An 18,986-nucleotide genomic window follows, 5' to 3' on the forward strand; every position below is an offset into this window, starting at 1 on the left:
TTAAATAACAAGGTCTGGAAGTTGTAACGAGGTCAGTTGACGACGCAGTTCCATGACATCAAATTGCATGCAGGCATTGGATTGGGTATCTATCTGGATAAATTGCTGTAAGACCCGTTGTGTCACCTGTTGAATGATCTGAATTTGTGTTTCGTTATAACGATTGACACGATAATTAATCACCACACGTAATCGTTGATCTTCACTCATAGGTTCCTCATACACCTCAAAGTGCAGGCCAAACTTGGCACTATCACGTGGAGGTTCAATCAATTCAAAGCTAATCTCATGGCCAGAATTGAGCTGGAAAGCACCTGTTAGTGCATTTTGAGCATGTAATTGTACGTAGACTTCGTATGGACTTTCTGTCCATTGTTCACCCTCGGCGCGAATATTGTCTTCGACCATAGCAAAAGGAATATCTGCATATTCTTGTGCTTGAAAGATATTGTTTTGAACTTGATTAACGAGATCTTTAATGGTGAGCTGTTCATTAAATTGGCAGTAATGCATCACTACATTAGTAAAATAACCCACAGTATCTTGGTAAAGTGGATCTTGACGACAGGCGACTGAAGTGCCTGTCAAAATTTTCTTACCTGCTCCTAAATAATAGGTCGCCAACACCACTGCTGCATACACTACATAGAAGAGTGAGGAACGATACTGACGTGCTAATGCATACAGTTGCTCCACCTCAGCCGCATTAAAAGTAAACTCCACGGCGGCGCCCGTTACATCTCCATTTAAATCTGCGGACTGTGCAACCTCATCTGTTGCATAAGCAGCCAATAACGGTGGCTGTTTTTGAATGCGCCCGATACTATTCATCCAATATTGTAGATGTGCCTGTAAATTTTCATCATCTTGTGCCATGGCATATTCGTGGAACTGGCGTGGCTTGTTCTCCCAAACAAGTGCTTGACCAGCGACACGACTGACATAAGCTTGAAATAATTCACGAATTAAAATGCCCGATGACCATTCATCCATCGCAATGTGATAGAGCAACAGCGATAAAATATGTTGACCTTGCTCATCTTTGACAAAACGAACGCGGATTGGAAACGCCTGCATCAGGTCAAAGGAATGACGGGCCTCTTCAGCTAAAACCTGCTGAGCAGACTGCTCACCTTGTGTCTCACTTCCCCAAAACCAAGGATGCTGATCTAAGCGCTGCATCGGCACCACTGTCTGAAACACCTCTCCTTGATCGGCCTGAACAAAAATACTGCGCAAGGCATGGTGACGCTGCAAAATATCGACAAATGCAGCATAAAATGCTTGCTCATCGACCTCTTCACTCAAGCGAAAAGCAAAGGGAATGTTGTACATGGCATCTCGACCTTGATCTGAGAAACCCATAAATGCTTTTTGCAGTAATGTCAGTGCCACAACACCGCCTTGCTCTTCTTCCTCTTGCACTGTTGTCTGGTCAATCGGAGCATTCAACTGTGTGGCATACTGTGATAATTCGCTTGCACTGGGTGCATTAAAAAAGTCAGCAATTTTGATGACCACGCCATGTTGACTATGTAACTTTCCAATCACACGGGTCGCTAAAATTGAATGTCCGCCAAAATCAAAGAAATTATCATCTGCTTGTAATTCAGGATTCATCAATACACTTTTAAATTCTTCTAAAATCAAATGCGTGATCGATGCATGCGCTGAGGACTGGGCAACATTCGGTTGAGCTGCTGTTCGTTGATCTTGAGCCAACGTAGAACTATCGCGAGATTGGTCTTCGTATTTCGATTGCGCCTCATCCTCTAAGGAGGCACTAAACCGTGGGAACGGTTTCACAGCATGACGTAAATCTTGATGGCAAAACTCAATCCATTTTTCAAGTAAAAAACCAGCGATCTGTTGAGACAACTTTGCGCCTGTTGTGAGTTCAAAATGGATTTCATCTTGCTGCAATTGAAATGCGAGTGTTAGGTCATAATCAGAATGGATCGGTGGAATCACCAAAGTCGATGTCTGAACACCCTCTAGGTTTAGATACTGACTTGAATCAATAAATTGGGTCACCAAAACATTGGGAATGGCGTGTCGTTTGGTTTTAATCGCAGATAAAATTTGTTCAATGGAGAGATTATTAGACATCCCTTGCAAGATTTGATTGCGGACTTGTACCATCGAGTCCTTCACAGCATCTGTCACATGACTCGACTCATCTGCCCCTCCTGGTCGAGTAATGCGAATCGGTAAAACATTTGAACTTGACTGAATCTGCGCCAAGCTGGATGCATCATACTGTTCAACAATTGGCACAAATAGATCAATACTTTGTTTGTCCAACAAGTGAGTTAAGAAATGCCCAAAACTCGCAACAATAGTATGAAATAGCGATGACTGTGCCCATTCACTGAGCTGTGTCAGTGCCTGAATCGGCATCACACTTGAGCAACGCACCGCTTTTTGTTCATATCTAAATAATGCAGCGTGACCATGATGTGTAATAGTGTTTTCAAGTGATGAAGCCAGAAACAGTGCTGGCCATTGCAAGGTATTTAGCCCTGCTGGAAATTGGTTTTTCCAATATTTCAGCGCAGTCGCTGTATTTACAACGCGATTTTGATATGTGCGAGCGGCTATAGTTGTTGCACTTGGTCGATTTACAATTGCATCAGGTTGTTGATAATTGGTCGTTAACTGAGTAAAAATCGGTTGCCATGCTGTATCATCCAATAAAATGTGATGCCCTAAAATACCCAAAATGACGTCATCATTCTGCATAGCAAACAGTCTGAACTGTATTGCTGCATCTTGTTTTAAATCAATAGGTTTTTCAATCCATGCCAACAAGGCCTGAATCGCCTCTTGTTCAGAACGGACGAGCTGTAAATCCACTCCCGTGACAGATTGATCTGCATGGTATTTTCTTAGAACACCCTCCTGATCTAAGTCATAGCGTAAATTTAAGTTAGAAGTACCTATATAAAGTTTTTCAATTGCCTTAGATAATCGAGAAAGATCTATTTTCCCTTTCAAACGTAGCGCTAAAACAAATGGGCCTGATGAGGCTAAAGGATCGTGTTGATGCATCATCCATGCACGTTCTTCGGCAAAAGATAAGGCCTGATGTTGCTCAGGTTGTGCATTTGAATCAGGCAAGGCCTGAGCTTCACTTGATGAACTCGATGCGATATCAACCAGACCCACATCATTTAATTTACGTTCAAATAAACGAAAGAGTTCATCACTCATCACAGTGTGTTGCGTGTTCATTGGTGATTACCTCTTTATTTCTGTTGTAGTTGTGATTCGATGTTATTCACGATCTCGCCAATCGTTTTACACTTCACTAAATCAGCACATTGAATCGAGGTTTTAAGCTGTTGAGCAAAGTGTTTACTCAAACCGTTGAGATAACTTGAGCCAATGCCGAGCGCTAAAATTTCTGTATCTAAAAACACATCGTTGTTATCGACTTGATCCGCTAAAGCATCATGAAAATAGCGTATGACTTCTTGCGCAATCGATGCAGGCCCTGTCGCCGTCACACTCTGAATAGGTACAGCTTGCTCTGACTTATTCTGTTGTTGCTTTGCATGCGTCATATCGGCATAGTTTTGATTCAGAACGTCTTGCGCAGTTTGCTTTAACTGTTTCCGATCAATCTTTCCGTTACGTGTCATTGGGAAATCTGGCACCGCAATCCAACGTGTAGGAATATGTGAATTGGGCACGTGTGCCTGTAAGAACTGACGCAATTCAGCAGGTCGAAGCGTGTTATGCGATGAGACGACCGTGGTATATACAGCTACTAACTCATTGCCCTCATAAATTGGATTGCTGCAGGTGGTAACCATACAATCTGTAATCTGCGGATGTTTCAGTAAAGCATTTTCAATTTCAGAGGCTGCGATACGTACTCCACGTACTTTCAAATAGCCCTCATCCCGACCTGCAAAAATAATATTGCCATCTTCTCTTAAATAGCCTTTATCACTCATTCGAAATGCTCGGTGCACTTCACCGTTGGCCAAAGTCAGTTGGACAAAATCATGTTGCGTGATCTTGCCATCCACCAAATAACCATTTGCAAGATTGATCCCAGACATATAGAGCTGCCCCACGACTCCCACAGGACAAAATTCAGCAAATTGATTTAAGATGTAATAATGGTTATGTGACATCGCCCGACCATAAGGAATCAGCTGCTGATCCTCCGCTGTAATCTCATGCCAAATACTCCAGATCGTTGTTTCCGTTGGACCACCAATCGAAATCAAACGAGCATTGGGTAAAATTTCACGTAATTTTTGCACCACAGAAGGTTTAACATAGTCACCTCCTTGATTAATCAGACGAATGCTCTGTATTTGCTGTGCATGTGCCGAGGTTAATAACATGTCAGCCATAGCAGGCACCGTACACCAAATCGACACCTGATATCGCTCAATGAGTTCAGCCCACGCCACAGCACTTTTTGCCTGCTCCAAAGTCGGAATAACCAAAGTCGCAGCCACTGATAAGGGCGCCATCACATCAAATAAAGCCATGTCATGATGAAAAGGTGTGGCAGCAAAATGAACATCGTGCTGATTAATCCGCCAAAACTGAATGGTTTGTTGCAACACATGTGCAGTCGCACGGTTGTTGAGAACCACACATTTGGGTGTCCCTGTACTGCCTGAGGTGTATAAATAATATGCAGGCGATGTATCATGACGGTGTTGCCAACTGATCTCTGGCTCAAAAATACATTCAGCACTTCCAGAATATGAATTGATGGATGAATCTTTTAAAATTTCATTGATGTTTAAGGTGAGCAAATCATCGATGGGTGCAGTTGAAATAGCTAAGTCAGCGCGGCTATTCGATAAAATATACTGTTGACGTAATTTGGGTGAGTCCATATCTACAGGTAACCAAACAATGCCAGATAAAGCACAGGCCAAAATCGCATAAATATGTTCTGGACTTTTGGTTAAACAAATCGCCACCACTTGATTCTGGTTGATTTGAGCCAAATCTAATGCTCGACGAACTTTTGCCACATTTGTAGCAAGTGCTACATATGAAATATGCTGACCATCATAAATGAGGGCGGTTTTATCGGGTGTTTGTTCAAATAAATGATGTTGGATCTTGGCAAGATAATCAACAACATCAATGTGTTGGTACTCATCCATAATTTTCACATCATCATTAAGCTTTTGCACGTTGGACTGGCGCTGTGACTGTGCTAATGCGGTTTTTAATTGTGTAATATCGGTGAGCCGTGCCTCTAAGGCATCTGCCATCTCTTGAACCATACGGGTCGATAGGGCTTCTTCTATAAAATCAAGATCAATCACTAAATCAGACTGTGCCGAGTAGGACAAACGGATATCTAAAGCCAATTGTGGAGTTTGCGTTTGCCCAGCAACATAGCGGGCCTGAGCATGTTCAGATGGTTTCACCCATGACAAACCATTGGTCAATGCAACAGGTAGAACAATCGATTGTTGTAGTTTTTTAATCAAATACTTAGACAACTCAATCCCCGAATAAGAAGTATGAGTCATGGCCTCTAAAATTTGCTTTTGTGTTGCTTTCACCTGATCGACAAGGCATAGCTTGGGATTAAATTGATAATCTAATACGATGAAAGATGAACTATTACCCACCGTTTTATGTAGCGCCGAGTTTGAAATTGGCATGGACAGTAAGATGCGTTGCTCCTCAGTCCAACGAGATAATTCCTCTAAAAGTACAGTCGTCAATAAGGCGTTGGCAAAAATCTTATGCTGTATAGCCAACTGTGATAATTGATCAAACTGTGCCTTTGAAATGGTGACACTAAGGCGAGCATAATGCGGATCAGTAATGCTATCTAAACTGTTCTTCCACGGAAATTGAGCAACTTCTTCAACCTCTGCCAGTTTGTCTTGCCAAAATTGTTGATCTTTTTGATTGGCAGCATAGAAGCTCTCATTGTCTGGACTGGTGGCCGTTACTGCAGCTTTTGGTAAGTCATTGAGTGAATGATTAAAATCAAATAACAGATGGAGAATAACAGAAAGAGAATACCCATCAATAATCAGACCATCAAAACTACATAAGACTACGGAGGCTATCTCCATCTGTGTCGGTAGTTGTATTAATACGATACGCCAAGGTGGGATATTCAATGTTAAATCATGAGCAAAGTTTCGGTATTGCGCTCTACGTTTTTCCAATTGCAACATTGCTTCAGCTGGATTTAAATCACGATAATCATAGACTTCAAATTGATGATGTAGTGCACTATTCGATTGAATCTGCTGAGATAACCGTGTTTCATCAATCAATGTGCGCAGTGCTGGATAATGTTGGATCAGGGTAGCAAGACGTTGCGCTAACACCTCAGCATCCAAATGCCCCTGAAACTCGCGAAAGTCATGCATGGACGATTGGCTGAGTGGAAACATTTTGCTTTTACCCAATAAATAAGCCTTTTGCATTGGACTTAATGGTGTTTGATTGTTCATTGTTATTTCCCATTGATGACTTGCAAAAATACAGCAGCAATACGCTGCGCGTTGTCTGGTATTTTTTGTTCAATCAATTGCGCAAGATTTTTTACACTGCGTTGTGTGAAGATATCTACTACATTGATTTCACAGCCTTTAAAATATTGATTTAACGCAGCAACCAAATGTGTTGCCAATAAAGAATCTCCGCCTTCATCGAAGAAATCCAAATCAGTCTGGTCTGATTGCAATGCCAACCCAATGATTTGACTCATCATAAAACGTACCACCTGTTCAACAGGATGAGCGGCTGTTGATTGCTGTGAAGCATGTTGTTCGATCGATAGATGTGTCTCAATAAAATGATGAATGTCATCAGCTACTGTCGACGCCCCAAACGCATGCAAATGATCAACAGCATAGCTATGCTCCGGTCGCAAATACTGTGGTAGTACCTGACGATAAGCCTCTTGTAACGCTAAAGCAGACAAGGGTTGCTCAAACTCAACTAAGGCCACTAATTGCACTTTTTGCTCAATCTCAATGGCATAAACCCGCACCTGACGAAGAGCAGTAATCTGCAAAAGTCGTTTTTCGATTTCTTCTACTTCGACTCTGTAGCCATTTCTCATCAAGACCCGATGCGCATGTTCGACAACATGCAATCGCCCTTGATCATCGAAATACGCTTGCATTCCCGTGTCAGTCCATGACTCAGCCAGAGCAATCTGCCCTTCCTTAGCCCACTGAGCATTATCCTGTTGTTGTAGAAGCAACTGACCAACCACCCAATCTGGACAATCAGCACCTAAACCATTGACGATGCGATATGGTGTATGTGCATTGATCTGTGGCAATTGAGCAAAGCACTGTGCTGGCAGTGTAGCTTGTTGTTTTTGACGCGCTGCTCTTTGCTGTTTGGGTAATTCAAATTTAAAGGCTTGCGTCAATACCTGTTGCCCATCTGATATCAACTGTTGTATCGCAGCGATATAATGTTTAAACATGGCTTCAATGACATGGGGTTGAAAAGCATGGCTACGAATATCCCAATTCACCACCAAACTTTGATTCATATAGGCAACTTGGACATCTAAATTGACTTTAGGCCCTTGAGAAATACACCAAATTGGTCGCCCAAGTGTCTCTTGTAAAGGCGCAGAGAAAATTTCTCCTTCCTCTAAAGCCAAGGTGAAAACGATGGGTGAAATTTCGAGTTGTTGACGTTGCTTCGATAAATCTCGCAGCACATGGATGCCACCATAGCGATAATGCTCAGTCACTTGTGCTACATCTCGTTCAATCCGCTTTACAGCCTCTAGCAGAGTTTCTTGTGCACTTAACTTTAAGCTGAGCAAGCTCATTTGGGTGAAATCCCCCACCACCTGATGAATATTCGCAGCATAAGGCTCTCGAATAAAAGCAGGTAAGTTCAGTCGAAACTCAGCACTAGATGACCAAGAGGCAACGGTATGGGCAAACAGAGTCAAACACAGATGACCCACTGATATGCCATGTGTTTGTGCCAAATTTTTCAGGCATAAACACTCATCTTGATTAAAAATATGGATTAAACGTTCAAACTGATGCTCATCCGCCCTTAACCCTTCAGCAATCAATGGCAGCTGTGGTACTGGTGCAATGTGCTCAAGTTGTTGTTGCCACCACCTTTGATCGTGTTGCTGCTGTGCTTGAAAAGCAGGATCATGACGGCGTTGCTCTAAGTAATTAAAATATTCGGGTTGATCAAAGTCCAGAACTGAAGCTGCAACACCTTGATATAAGGCAGTTAAATCCTCGATCACGATCAGAAAACTTTGAGGATCAATAGCAGACATGTCTGAATCAATATGTAATCGATGACGATGTTCAGGCAGTAAGCTTAACTGTACGTTTAATACGTGACCTTCTGCGATGTTTAAATACTGGTGACTTAACCGCTGGCGTTTTTGAGATAAATAATCACTCAATGCTGTAGCACCGAGATGGCTTAAATCCTCAATCTCTAGATGTTGATGTTTTAATGACTTAATACCCTGCATTCCATCACAGATACAGACACTTAACATGGGATGTCGTTGAATTAACTGTTGAAACGCCTGTTGTAAAGCGGCAGGATCGAGATGTTCTCCCTCGAACTCCATATATAAATGTGCTGCAACTCCTTCGGTCTCCCGTCCAGCCCAATAGGCATATTGCATATCGGACAAAGGTACTGTTGCGGTAGGCAGTTTTTTTAACCATGCAGGTATGTCATGCGGATGATGATCAACAGCTACTTCTGCTGCTTGCTGTGCAGTATCTTGGATTAAGTCGTGCCAATCTTGCACCGTCGGTGACATTGCAAAGTCAGCATAAGACAAAGGTTTATTGTATTTTTTCTCAAAATGATCAACCAATTGCATAATCGCTAATGAATGAAGACCGTGTTCAATCAAATTATCTTGTGCTTCGATCATGACATCTTCAACTTGAAGCACTTGATGAATTTGCCGAGTAATTTCTTGCTGTAATTGCATGTTCATCTTTCCTAATTATCGACCTAGAGTTGCACCACCATCGACAACTAAATCATGCATGGTGATATGAGAGGCTTGATCACTGATCAGAAACATCACGGCATTCGCAATATCTGCGGTTAAGGCGATTTTTTGTAATGGAATACCTACTTTATATTTGGCCAAATTTCCTTGAATGGTTTGTTGTTCACCTTTTGAGTCTTGCCACAGTTGCTGTAGCATCGGAGTTGCCGTCGAACCTGGCGAGATAATATTGACTCGCACACCAAACTGCGCCAGTTCCAAACCAACTGTTTGACTAAAACTGGTCAATGCTGCTTTGGATGCACCATAAGCAGCCATGTTGATACGTGGAGCATGGGCAGAATTTGATGACACCATGACTACACTACCCGAGCCTTTCGCACGAAAGTGTGGGCTTAAATGTTTTAAAAAATAAAAAGGTGCAAAGGTATTAACCGCAAAAGTATCTAGCCACATCGCTTCCGATAAAGTGTCATGCTCTCCCAAGTGCAACACTCCAGCAGCATGAATAAAATAATCAGGCGCAGCCGATTGCAGTAGTTTTTGGCATAATGCTGTAACTTGTTCAGCATCACTTACATCACATTGATATATCTCAGCCAGATCCGTAGTCACAGGATGCTGTAGACAACGATCGAACCCCACCACATAGATCTGTTGAGCCATCAACTGTTGCATAATTTGGGCACCAATGCCCTGATTGACACCAGTCACCCAAGCAACTTTTCGAGTTTTATGATGCACATCACTTGCGTTGCTTTGTTCTGTCATAGTGATTCTCTAGGTATTGAATAAGCCATCTTTAAATTGAAGACGTCATGACATGTTGTGCATCCTCAACCACCCCCAAATTGCGCTGGACATAGCGCAAGGCAAAAAGGTGATCCTCTAAACTAAAATCAGCCACCGAGTCGCCAACTACAAACGGTTGAATACCATTCATAAAGGCTTCAGCAGCGGTTTGAAGTACACCAATATGCGCATAAATCCCACAAATAATGAGCTGATCTTTTTGGGTTTCACTGAGAATTTTCTGTAGATCTGAACGATAGAAAGCGCTATAACGCCATTTTGTCAGTAAGTGATCTTGTTCGTTGGGTGCCAATTGATGAACAATTTTGGCCTGTTCTGGATAGGCGGTTAAACCAGGTCCCCACATATCATTTAATAACGCACGATCCTGATCTTGTTGTGTAGCGGGTTGGGCGGTATAGAACACAGGAATATTCTGAGCAATACACCAAGCTTTAATTTGTGCAATGTTCTCTATAATTTTTTGCATCAATGGAGAGTTATCTCCATAAAAATGAATAAAATATTCCTGCATATCATGAATCAGTAAAGCAGCGCGATTTTTCTCAATTTTCCAATTGACCTTTGCTATGGGATAGTCTTGCTTAAATGGAAGTTCATAATTTTGGATTTTTGGAATCGCCATAATGTGACCTATTGATTATGTATCAGTATGGAAGTACGTTTTTTGCAGTAACACTTGTAAAGAAGTACCCTGTACGCCTTTAACCGTTTTAAAAATTAAGTTGTCATGTTTGCATTTAAGGTTTTCAAGATGGTTTGCATTTTGGCCTCTGTTTCATTCCACTCCAGTTCCGCTTCTGATCCAATCACAATACCTGCACCCGCATAGAGACGGATTTTTTGATCATTGAGCAAACCACAGCGAATCGTCACAACCCATTCACCATTGCCATCTGCATCCATCCACCCCACTAGACCTGCATAGTAATGGCGGTCATATCCCTCGTGTTTTAAGATAAAATCTTTAGCCAATGCTGTAGGAGAACCACAGATTGCAGGCGTAGGATGAAGGGATAGTGCCAACTGCAAAGCATTGGCCTGTATTGATTTCAATTGACCGTCAAATACCGTTGAAAGATGCAGCATCGTCGAGGTCCTTAAAACTTCAGGAGGATTGGAAACCTTTAACTCTGCACAATAGGGTTGTAAATTGCTCAATACACTATCAACAACAATCTGGTGCTCATATCGATCTTTTGCCGAATCATAAAGTTCCTGTACTCGGCAGCGATTAACCTCTTCATCATGGCTTTTTGGACGTGAACCCGCTAAGGGATTGCTTCGGATAGCTTGGCCTTGTTTTGAAATGAGTAATTCTGGACTTGCTCCAAGCAGATGTGCCCCACCCTCAACAGGAACCACAAAACTAAATGCTTGCGGATTTTTTTGTGCCAAAGTTTGCCCCAGTGCAAAAGGGTTTTGTGGCGCTGCTAGATCAAAATCAATCGCTTGTGATAGCACAATTTTTTGTAAATGATTTGATGCAAACTGCTGTAATGCCAAATCAATGGCTTGGTCAAAGTGCGCTCTTTGCACGAGGCGTTTCTGTTGACTCAACTGTAAACCTGGATACGTTATTTGCTGCTGATCGGTAAATTCTGTTTTTGCTATTTTTTGATATTGGCGATAGATATTTAAAGTAGAGGGCTTTGAGGTATCGAAAGGAATCACCCCGATCAATATTGGATCATTATTCTTTGTTTGTTTCAGCTTGGAAAAAATATCACCAATGGTTTTGATCAGCGTTTCCTGATCTGCAGCTGCGAGGCGAACCGTTTCCTCCAAATCAGATGCATAAATTTGATAATTCTCAGTTAAAAAACAAGAAGATCTTGTATCTACTTTCACTTTAAGCTTTGCTTTAAGAGCATCATCAATCGCTAAACTCACATCATTCATAAAGCCTCCTGCGCCATGACACGTTTGTAGGGTGAATTTGTTACTCGGCAATTTTTTTCTACACGAATCGATGCTGCAAAGATGATATTGAGAATTATTATTATTTAATACATAGAATCCGATGTATTTTTAAAATTATGGGAAACCGTTTGATTTAAAAGAAATTACTCATATGGATTGGCATAGGCCTTTTTATTTTTAACTTACTTACTCTCGTTAGAATTCTCCTGTATGTTAAAATACGCTTTCTACATATGGAAAAGACACGCTTTGACCCTTGCAAAACTTCGATAATTGAAATCAAAAAAGCTATTGACTTGTGAAAATTTAAAAATGAAAATGATTCTCGTTTATATTTAATCTGAGCATATAACAATGTCTGTTTATATTGATTCACACAAGGCTGTCTTAAAACAAGTCGGTGATCTCTTTTTAGATATGTATTCACCATTACCCAATCATCATCTCAATCATTTCAATCCTTCTGATGGTGATGGTTACAGTGAAATATATGATTTTGGCAAACTGTGTGTAGGAAAAGGTAAATATTGGGTAGATCGGCCATTAAAAATGAGTGCTGAAACACCTCATCATCTTTTTGGTATTACTATTCTGCTCTCAGGTACTCATCGTATTAAAAATCATTGTACTCAGCATGAGTATCAAATCCGCTCCCCCATGATTATTTTACGTAAAGGTAGTTTAGGTCTACAGACCATTTACCTCCAAGAGCATAAAGAAATGTCCCTCATTTCCCTGGACTTCAATAACACTTTTTTAGAAAGCATTAAAAATCACTTTCAACACTCTGATCTAGCCCAATTCTTTTTAACTGGCTCTAGTCCAGCCTTAAAAACGATTCATATACCCAATAAAAATGCATTGCATCAAGCCCACTACCTCTTAAATCTTCCCCCTGCCCAATCCTCTATTGATTTACTGCATCTAGAAGGTGCAGCACTCGAACTCATGAGCACATTACTCGAAGATAGCGCAAAAACAAATGATGTCCCCCTTTCCATAAAAAAGACCATCTCTATTTTAGAAACAAATTTTGAAAGCAAAATTACGATTCGAACCTTGGCCAAACAAGTAGGTATTAATGAATGTGATTTGAAAAGATTATTTAAGGAATATACAGACAAAACCATTGGGCATTATTTACTAGAGATTCGAATGAAATACGCACAGGCCTTATTGAAAAAAGGCGTTTCCACTGAAAACGTTGCCATTCAAATTGGCTATAGTAGTACCCAATATTTTAAAAAGATTTACGAACGTTATTTCGGTTATCGTTGTTAATCACGCTGCTTAAACCAGCATCCCAAAACCATTACTGCTCAAGGATTAACAATACGCCCACCATGACTTAGCTCGATTAGAGACTGTGCATATTCATCGTATTAAACTACATCCTCCTTGCATTGTTTTATGGATTTCTTATTGTACTTTTTGCACTTCGATTCAATCTCCCAGTCATCATAATTAACGGTATTTAAATGAGTATTTTTTTAAAGTAATATCCACATCCATTGCTAACATGAAGACTCATCATGGCCTAGTTTAAAAAGTTCAGCACAGTTTTTAGATTTCATATGCAAAAAGCCCCGATGGATATATCGAGGCTATAAAAATTAGGGCAATCAAATCACGACTTGGTATATGTACTGATGGTTGCAATCAGGTCAGTAAACTTCTGTCCTTGAATCACTACATGTTCACGTAGTAGTCTTTCAGCTTCTGCTTCATTACCATGAATAATGGCCTGTACAATTCCTTCATGTTCAGCAAAAGAATTACTCATTCGATTACTCACCCGCAGCTGAAGTCTGCGATATGGATGCAGTCGTTTATGTAAACTGCCAGCTTGTTCAATCAAAAAACTATTGTGACTTGCAAGATAAATTTGAAAATGAAACTGACGGTTCATTTCATAATAATTTTCAGAATCTCCTGACTCTAGATATTCAGCACAGCGTTGATGCATGCTCAGCAGCTTAGTTTTCTCATCATCCTGAATTCGTCTTGCTGCCAGACGACCACACATCCCTTCAAGTTCCGCCATGACCTCAAACATTTCACATAAGGTCATTGGGTTTACTTCGGGCACAATTGCCCCACGTCTTGGCCTAATTTCGACCAAACCTTCTGCTGCCAATAGCTTTAAAGCCTCTCGAATCGGTGTTCTAGATGCTCCATATCGCTCACACAACTCCACCTCATCTAGTTTTGTCCCGGGTAAAAAGTGCCCAAAGATAATGTCATCCTCTATTTTTTTACTCACTTGAATAGACAAAGGTAAGTCTTTGATTAAATTCATATTACACCATTTTGTATACAATATTTTGTATTTTGAGTACAAATATATTGTTATTTGAATACATTCCCGTTATAACTATATCAAAATATAGGGATATTTATTACTACTAAAATCTCAATCCATGGAGGATCGAAGATGATTATTTACGGAACAGCAATACTCGCAATCTGTCATCTGCTCGGTGACTATCTTGGCAATACTTTAGGTATTTTACTTGGGGTAAAAGCCAATGTTGGTGGTGTTGCGATCGCCATGATTCTTTTAATTCTTAGCAAGGAACTGCTTGCGAAAAAAGGATATTTACCGCAAGTCACTCAATTTGGCGTGCTGTATTGGTCAGGTATGTATATTCCAATTGTTGTTGCGATGTCTGCTGGTCAAAACGTGGTTGCTGCTTTGTCTGGCGGGATGGTGGGTATTATTGTTGCAGTCGTATCTTTAATCGCGACTGTGCTCGTCATCCGTTCTCTCAATAGAGTCAGTAATGACTACGACACCTTTGAATGGCCTGCTGAACAAAAAAATCAAACTGCTGAAGCATAAAGCCTAGCACTCCTCACATATAAAGGATTACAGGGAGTTACTGTATGGATGTTTTAATTGAAGTATTAACGAAAAATGCACTGATCACAGCGCTCGCTGTTACAGGGCTGATGATGTTTATTTCGCACTTACTATCAAAGTATTTAACCCGAGGAAAACTACAAAGCTCAGCCATTGCAATTACGCTAGGCTTAGTGATTGCCTATTTTGCTGGTGTATATACACAAGGCACTAAAGGTGTTTCAGACATCGCTATTTTTTCTGGCTTTGCTTTATTGGGCGGTGCCATGTTACGTGATCTCGCTATTGCTTCTACCGCCTTCGAAGTGGATGTGAAGGAAGTCAAAAAAGCAGGCAAAGTCGGCATGATTGCTTTGATGTTGGGCTGCATTATTCCTTTTGTCGCTGGTGCAGCAGTGGCTTGGATGATGGGATATAAAGATCCAGTTTCAATGACCACGATCGGTGCAGGCGCGATGACTTATATTGTGGGTCCGATTACAGGAACTGCAATCGGAGCAAGTTCCGAAGTCATCGCACTCTCTATTGCAATCGGCCTCATCAAATCTGTGTTCTTTATGGTGGGCACACCATTACTTGCAAAATTTATGTACCTCAAAAGTCCACGCTCAGCCATGATTTTTGGGGGTATGGCAGGTACAACCAGTGGAACAGCTGCAGGGCTTGCTGGTACAGATGTACGCCTCGTTCCCTATGGTGCACTGGTTGCAACATTCTATACAGGTTTAGGCTGTTTATTAGGCCCATCTATATTTTTCCTGACAGTCAATGCAATTTTTGGTTAAACACCAGGTGTAGAGATGAATAACATGATCAACAAACGTATTTGGAATAGTCAAAAATCCAAACGCAAGCAAAAACTTGAACAAGCAAAACTCAAAGGATTTGAAAAACAAGTCGCTCATTTACGTACCATTGAACTCCTTGAAACAGTGATTGCCTGTGGTGATAAAGTTTGCCAAGAAGGTAATAACCAAAAGCAGGCAGACTTTCTCTCCAAAGCATTAAGTCAATGTAATCCTGAAGTGCTCAATGAGCTTCATATTTTACAATCCGTACTTGCCCTACCTAGTCATTTGGATGTATTTGAAAAAGGAATTGCGTCAAAAGTCGATTTCTCCTTTGCCGGACCACAAAGCCTACGTCTTGCCCAACTGGTTCAACAGCAAAAAATCTCTATTGGTTCTATACATACTTATTTAGAGCTTTATGGACGTTATTTTATTGATCTTACGCCCAATGTCTGTCTGATTACTGCGCACTCAGCAGATGCCGAAGGTAATTTATATACAGGGGCCAATACTGAAGATACTCCAGCTATAGTCGAAGCCACGGCCTTTAAAAGTGGAATCGTCATTGCTCAGGTCAACGAACTAGTAGATAAAGTCCCACGTGTAGATATTCCATCGGATTGGGTCGATTTCTTTATTGTCAGCCCTAAACATAACTACATTGAACCACTTTTTACTCGTGATCCTGCTCAGATTACTGAAGTACAAATACTCATGGCTATGATGGTGATTAAAGGGATCTATGCACCTTACCAGATTCAGCGCCTTAACCATGGCATTGGTTTTGATACTGCAGCCATCGAACTTTTATTGCCTACTTTTGCTGATGAGCTCAATTTAAAAGGAAAAATCTGTACCAATTGGGCACTGAACCCCCATCCTACCCTAATTCCAGCGATTGAAAGCGGCTTTGTTGAATCTGTTCATAGCTTTGGCTCTGAAGTGGGTATGGAGGAATATATCCGTAATCGCTCAGATATTTTCTTTACAGGTGCCGATGGCAGTATGCGTTCCAATCGTGCCCTGTCTCAAACGGCTGGGCTGTATGCCTGTGACCTCTTCATTGGTTCAACTCTACAGATCGATATGCAAGGGAATAGCTCAACCGCAACAGTTGACCGTATCGCTGGTTTTGGTGGTGCACCAAATATGGGGTCAGATCCACATGGACGACGCCACTCCAGCTATGCTTATCATAAAGCGGGTAAAGAAGCCGTAGATGGTCAAGTCATTAAAGGGCGTAAACTGGTCGTACAACTGGTCGAAACGTACCGCGAACACATGCATCCTGTATTTGTAGAAGAACTTGATGCATGGCAGTTGCAAGACAAAATGGGCAGCGACTTCCCGCCGATTATGATTTATGGCGAAGATGTAACACACATTGTCACTGAAGAAGGCATCGCCAATTTGCTCTTGTGTCGCAGTGAAGAAGAACGAGAACAAGCGATTCGTGGTGTAGCAGGTTACACCCCAGTAGGCATGCAACGTGATCAGGAAAAAGTTGCAGAACTACGTCGTAGAGGCATTATCCAGCGCCCAGAAGATCTAGGCATTGATCCATCTAAAGCAACACGTGACTTGCTCGCGGCTCAGTCTATTAAAGATTTAGTGAAATGGTCCGAGGGAATGTACTCCCCGCCTAGCCGTTTTAGAAACTGGTAATCACGGAGTAAATGATATGGAACAACTCAATTTTAGCCTCAGTTCTGAGCATGCCGCTTTAACTGAGCACGATATGATTTGTGGTGTAGTCGGCTCAGGTAATTTAGAGGTTCTTGTAAGCCCGATCGGTCATCATGAAACGTGTGAGATCTCAGTAAATACTTCTGCAACTGGCTTTAAAAATGTTTGGTATGCAGTACTCACGGAATTTTGTAATCGCCATCAAGTGGGTGGTTTAAGATTTCAGCTCAATGATATGGGGGCAACTCCTGCTGTAGTGAGTTTACGTTTAAGTCAGGCAGTTGCAATGCTTAAGGATGGCGAACATGCATAAGATGATTAAAAAAAGTTTTTATGAAAGAACTGCCCGTCATCGAATCACCAGTCTTGTTGATCAAGGAAGTTTTAGTGAGATCCTGCCACCGGGTACAGTCGAACTCAGCCCCAACCTCAAAGCACTGGATATTCCAGGAAGTTTTGACGATGGTGTGATCATTGGAAAAGCCAATATCATTGGTACTCCTGTACACGTGATTGCACAAGAAGGTCAGTTCATGGGGGGTGCAGTCGGTGAAATACACGGCGCTAAAGTTGTCGGTCTATTACTTAAAGCAATTCAGGACAAATCATCGGCAGTCATTTTTCTAGTTGACTCAGGTGGTGTACGTCTACACGAAGCCAATGCAGGGCTTATTGCTATTTCTGAAATCATGCGTGCCATGCTCAAAGTCAGAAATGCTGGTATTCCAATTATAACTGTCATCGGTGGAACCTGTGGTGCATTTGGTGGGATGGGCATTAGTGCTTGTTTAAGTAGTCATATCATCATGACTGAAGAAGGCCGATTGGCACTTTCAGGACCAGAAGTCATTGAAACGGTCAAGGGTGTAGAAGAATTTGACTCCAAAGACCGTGCACTGGTCTGGCGAGTGACAGGAGGCAAACATCGCTATTTACTCGATCATATTCAACAGTTGTCCGAAGATGATACCAACGAGATTCGAAATTGTCTGATTTACGCACTGACAAAGACCACTGAAATTCTCGACTTACAAACGCTGCAACACCAGCAAAAGCGACTTGAACAACAATATGCACAATGGTTTGGCCAAAAAGATGGCATGGAAATTTGGAAAAGCATGAACATCGAAAATGCGGAACAAATTCCAATGCTCAGTGCAGCAGAAGTGATACAGATTAAACAAGGACATCATTATGCAAACTGAAGATATTCTTAAACAACTTTTTCCGCATGATCTTCGCTATGACATTCATGGACACTTCATATGTGGTTCTGCTCAGACAGCGGTAGGAAAAGTACGCATCGTTGGCACTGTAGATTCAGCAGCTATTAATCAGCAAATCGCCATGCAGATTGCTGCTGAAATCCTCGACATCATCGCAGAAGATGCAAAAACACCTGTAGTTTTTATTGTGGATACGCAAGGACAAGCGCTATCTCGCTCAGATGAACTGTTATGTCTAAATAGAACTTTTGCACATTTAGCCAGCTGTGTGGACTTACTTCGCAGAAAACAACATCCTAATCTCGCGATTGTTTTAGGCGAAGCTGTAAGTGGAGGCTTCTTATCTTATGGACTGATGTCCAATCAGGTTTTTGCACTGGAAAACAGCCAAGTGAAGGTGATGGATCTCAATGCGATGGCACGGGTCACGAAAATCTCCGTTGAACGTTTAAAAGAACTCTCTCAAAGCTCAGCAATTTTTGCACCAGGCGTAGAAAACTTCTACAAAATGGGGGCAATTGCCGCAATTTGGCCTGTACTCAATGAACATTTAATTGCTGAAGCCATTACACAACAACAAGCACACATCACTGGTTATTTAGATGATGAACGGCGTTTCAACGCACAGCAAAGACAAGGTCGTCTTTTGTGTAATGACATTGTACAGGCTGTACTTTCCGCTTAAGGAGTAACCT

At 41.5% G+C, this 18,986-nt stretch carries 14 protein-coding genes; 7 read left to right on the plus strand and 7 right to left on the minus strand.

All coding sequences use genetic code 11. From position 1 onward, the window contains the following. From Aru01_RS06870 to Aru01_RS06895, 6 genes are all read right to left on the minus strand, one after another. Entirely contained in the window at window positions 1-3,234 is a 3,234-nt protein-coding gene (locus Aru01_RS06870; RefSeq protein WP_016655678.1) for a condensation domain-containing protein, read from the minus strand. Window positions 3,235-3,248: 14 nt separating this feature from the next. Next, window positions 3,249-6,464, minus strand: coding sequence for an AMP-binding protein (locus Aru01_RS18780; RefSeq protein WP_016655677.1), 3,216 nt, complete (start codon window positions 6,462-6,464; stop codon window positions 3,249-3,251). Between the two features lie 2 nt (window positions 6,465-6,466). Next, window positions 6,467-8,965 carry a condensation domain-containing protein gene (locus Aru01_RS06880; RefSeq protein ID WP_016655676.1) on the minus strand — a complete coding sequence of 833 codons (2,499 nt, stop codon included), beginning with the start codon at window positions 8,963-8,965 and terminating at the stop codon, window positions 6,467-6,469. Window positions 8,966-8,980: 15 nt separating this feature from the next. Continuing rightward, window positions 8,981-9,760, minus strand: a complete 780-nt coding sequence (gene dhbA / locus Aru01_RS06885; protein WP_016655675.1) for a 2,3-dihydro-2,3-dihydroxybenzoate dehydrogenase — start codon at window positions 9,758-9,760, stop codon at window positions 8,981-8,983. 31 nt (window positions 9,761-9,791) lie between these two features. Next, window positions 9,792-10,427, minus strand: a complete 636-nt coding sequence (locus Aru01_RS06890) for an isochorismatase family protein (protein WP_016655674.1) — start codon at window positions 10,425-10,427, stop codon at window positions 9,792-9,794. 95 nt (window positions 10,428-10,522) lie between these two features. Continuing rightward, window positions 10,523-11,704, minus strand: coding sequence for an isochorismate synthase (locus Aru01_RS06895; RefSeq protein ID WP_016655673.1), 1,182 nt, complete (start codon window positions 11,702-11,704; stop codon window positions 10,523-10,525). A 375-nt stretch (window positions 11,705-12,079) separates the two neighbouring features. On the opposite strand from Aru01_RS06895, the gene Aru01_RS06900 reads away from it, so the two are divergent. Beyond that, complete coding sequence (locus Aru01_RS06900; protein WP_016655672.1) at window positions 12,080-13,006, plus strand: helix-turn-helix transcriptional regulator; 927 nt, start codon at window positions 12,080-12,082, stop codon at window positions 13,004-13,006. 346 nt (window positions 13,007-13,352) lie between these two features. Here the strand turns inward: Aru01_RS06900 and Aru01_RS06905 are convergent, their stop codons facing one another. After that, window positions 13,353-14,024 carry a GntR family transcriptional regulator gene (locus tag Aru01_RS06905; protein WP_016655671.1) on the minus strand — a complete coding sequence of 224 codons (672 nt, stop codon included), beginning with the start codon at window positions 14,022-14,024 and terminating at the stop codon, window positions 13,353-13,355. Window positions 14,025-14,159: 135 nt separating this feature from the next. On the opposite strand from Aru01_RS06905, the gene madL reads away from it, so the two are divergent. Genes madL through mdcE form a run of 6 tightly spaced genes read left to right on the plus strand, consistent with a single transcriptional unit; the run spans window position 14,160 to window position 18,976 of the window. Continuing rightward, entirely contained in the window at window positions 14,160-14,567 is a 408-nt protein-coding gene (gene madL / locus Aru01_RS06910; protein WP_016655670.1) for a malonate transporter subunit MadL, read from the plus strand. A gap of 44 nt (window positions 14,568-14,611) precedes the next feature. Beyond that, entirely contained in the window at window positions 14,612-15,373 is a 762-nt protein-coding gene (madM, locus tag Aru01_RS06915) for a malonate transporter subunit MadM (RefSeq protein WP_016655669.1), read from the plus strand. 15 nt (window positions 15,374-15,388) lie between these two features. Further along, window positions 15,389-17,044 carry a malonate decarboxylase subunit alpha gene (gene mdcA / locus Aru01_RS06920; RefSeq protein WP_016655668.1) on the plus strand — a complete coding sequence of 552 codons (1,656 nt, stop codon included), beginning with the start codon at window positions 15,389-15,391 and terminating at the stop codon, window positions 17,042-17,044. Between the two features lie 16 nt (window positions 17,045-17,060). Beyond that, window positions 17,061-17,378 (plus strand): malonate decarboxylase acyl carrier protein, encoded by a 318-nt coding sequence (gene mdcC, locus Aru01_RS06925; RefSeq protein WP_016655667.1) that lies wholly within the window; start codon window positions 17,061-17,063, stop codon window positions 17,376-17,378. After that, window positions 17,371-18,270: a biotin-independent malonate decarboxylase subunit beta gene (locus Aru01_RS06930; protein WP_016655666.1), complete on the plus strand. Its 900-nt coding sequence runs from the start codon at window positions 17,371-17,373 to the stop codon at window positions 18,268-18,270. Before mdcC ends, Aru01_RS06930 begins: the two co-directional genes overlap by 8 nt. Further along, window positions 18,260-18,976 (plus strand): biotin-independent malonate decarboxylase subunit gamma, encoded by a 717-nt coding sequence (gene mdcE, locus Aru01_RS06935; protein WP_016655665.1) that lies wholly within the window; start codon window positions 18,260-18,262, stop codon window positions 18,974-18,976. Before Aru01_RS06930 ends, mdcE begins: the two co-directional genes overlap by 11 nt. Window positions 18,977-18,986 lie beyond the last annotated feature (10 nt).

It is taken from the genome of Acinetobacter rudis, assembly GCF_000829675.1.
Taxonomy (GTDB): domain Bacteria; phylum Pseudomonadota; class Gammaproteobacteria; order Pseudomonadales; family Moraxellaceae; genus Acinetobacter; species Acinetobacter rudis.

Excerpts from the sequence above, each read along its gene's own strand:
- mdcC (WP_016655667.1), top strand. The coding sequence starts at position 17,061 with ATGGAACAACTCAATTTTAGCCTCAGTTCTGAGCATGCCGCTTTAACT.
- Aru01_RS06870 (WP_016655678.1), bottom strand. The coding sequence starts at position 3,234 with ATGAACACGCAACACACTGTGATGAGTGATGAACTCTTTCGTTTATTT.
- madM (WP_016655669.1), top strand. The coding sequence starts at position 14,612 with ATGGATGTTTTAATTGAAGTATTAACGAAAAATGCACTGATCACAGCG.
- Aru01_RS06880 (WP_016655676.1), bottom strand. The coding sequence starts at position 8,965 with ATGCAATTACAGCAAGAAATTACTCGGCAAATTCATCAAGTGCTTCAA.
- Aru01_RS06895 (WP_016655673.1), bottom strand. The coding sequence starts at position 11,704 with ATGAATGATGTGAGTTTAGCGATTGATGATGCTCTTAAAGCAAAGCTT.
- madL (WP_016655670.1), top strand. The coding sequence starts at position 14,160 with ATGATTATTTACGGAACAGCAATACTCGCAATCTGTCATCTGCTCGGT.
- mdcE (WP_016655665.1), top strand. The coding sequence starts at position 18,260 with ATGCAAACTGAAGATATTCTTAAACAACTTTTTCCGCATGATCTTCGC.
- Aru01_RS06905 (WP_016655671.1), bottom strand. The coding sequence starts at position 14,024 with ATGAATTTAATCAAAGACTTACCTTTGTCTATTCAAGTGAGTAAAAAA.
- Aru01_RS06890 (WP_016655674.1), bottom strand. The coding sequence starts at position 10,427 with ATGGCGATTCCAAAAATCCAAAATTATGAACTTCCATTTAAGCAAGAC.
- Aru01_RS18780 (WP_016655677.1), bottom strand. The coding sequence starts at position 6,464 with ATGAACAATCAAACACCATTAAGTCCAATGCAAAAGGCTTATTTATTG.
- dhbA (WP_016655675.1), bottom strand. The coding sequence starts at position 9,760 with ATGACAGAACAAAGCAACGCAAGTGATGTGCATCATAAAACTCGAAAA.
- Aru01_RS06930 (WP_016655666.1), top strand. The coding sequence starts at position 17,371 with ATGCATAAGATGATTAAAAAAAGTTTTTATGAAAGAACTGCCCGTCAT.
- mdcA (WP_016655668.1), top strand. The coding sequence starts at position 15,389 with ATGAATAACATGATCAACAAACGTATTTGGAATAGTCAAAAATCCAAA.
- Aru01_RS06900 (WP_016655672.1), top strand. The coding sequence starts at position 12,080 with ATGTCTGTTTATATTGATTCACACAAGGCTGTCTTAAAACAAGTCGGT.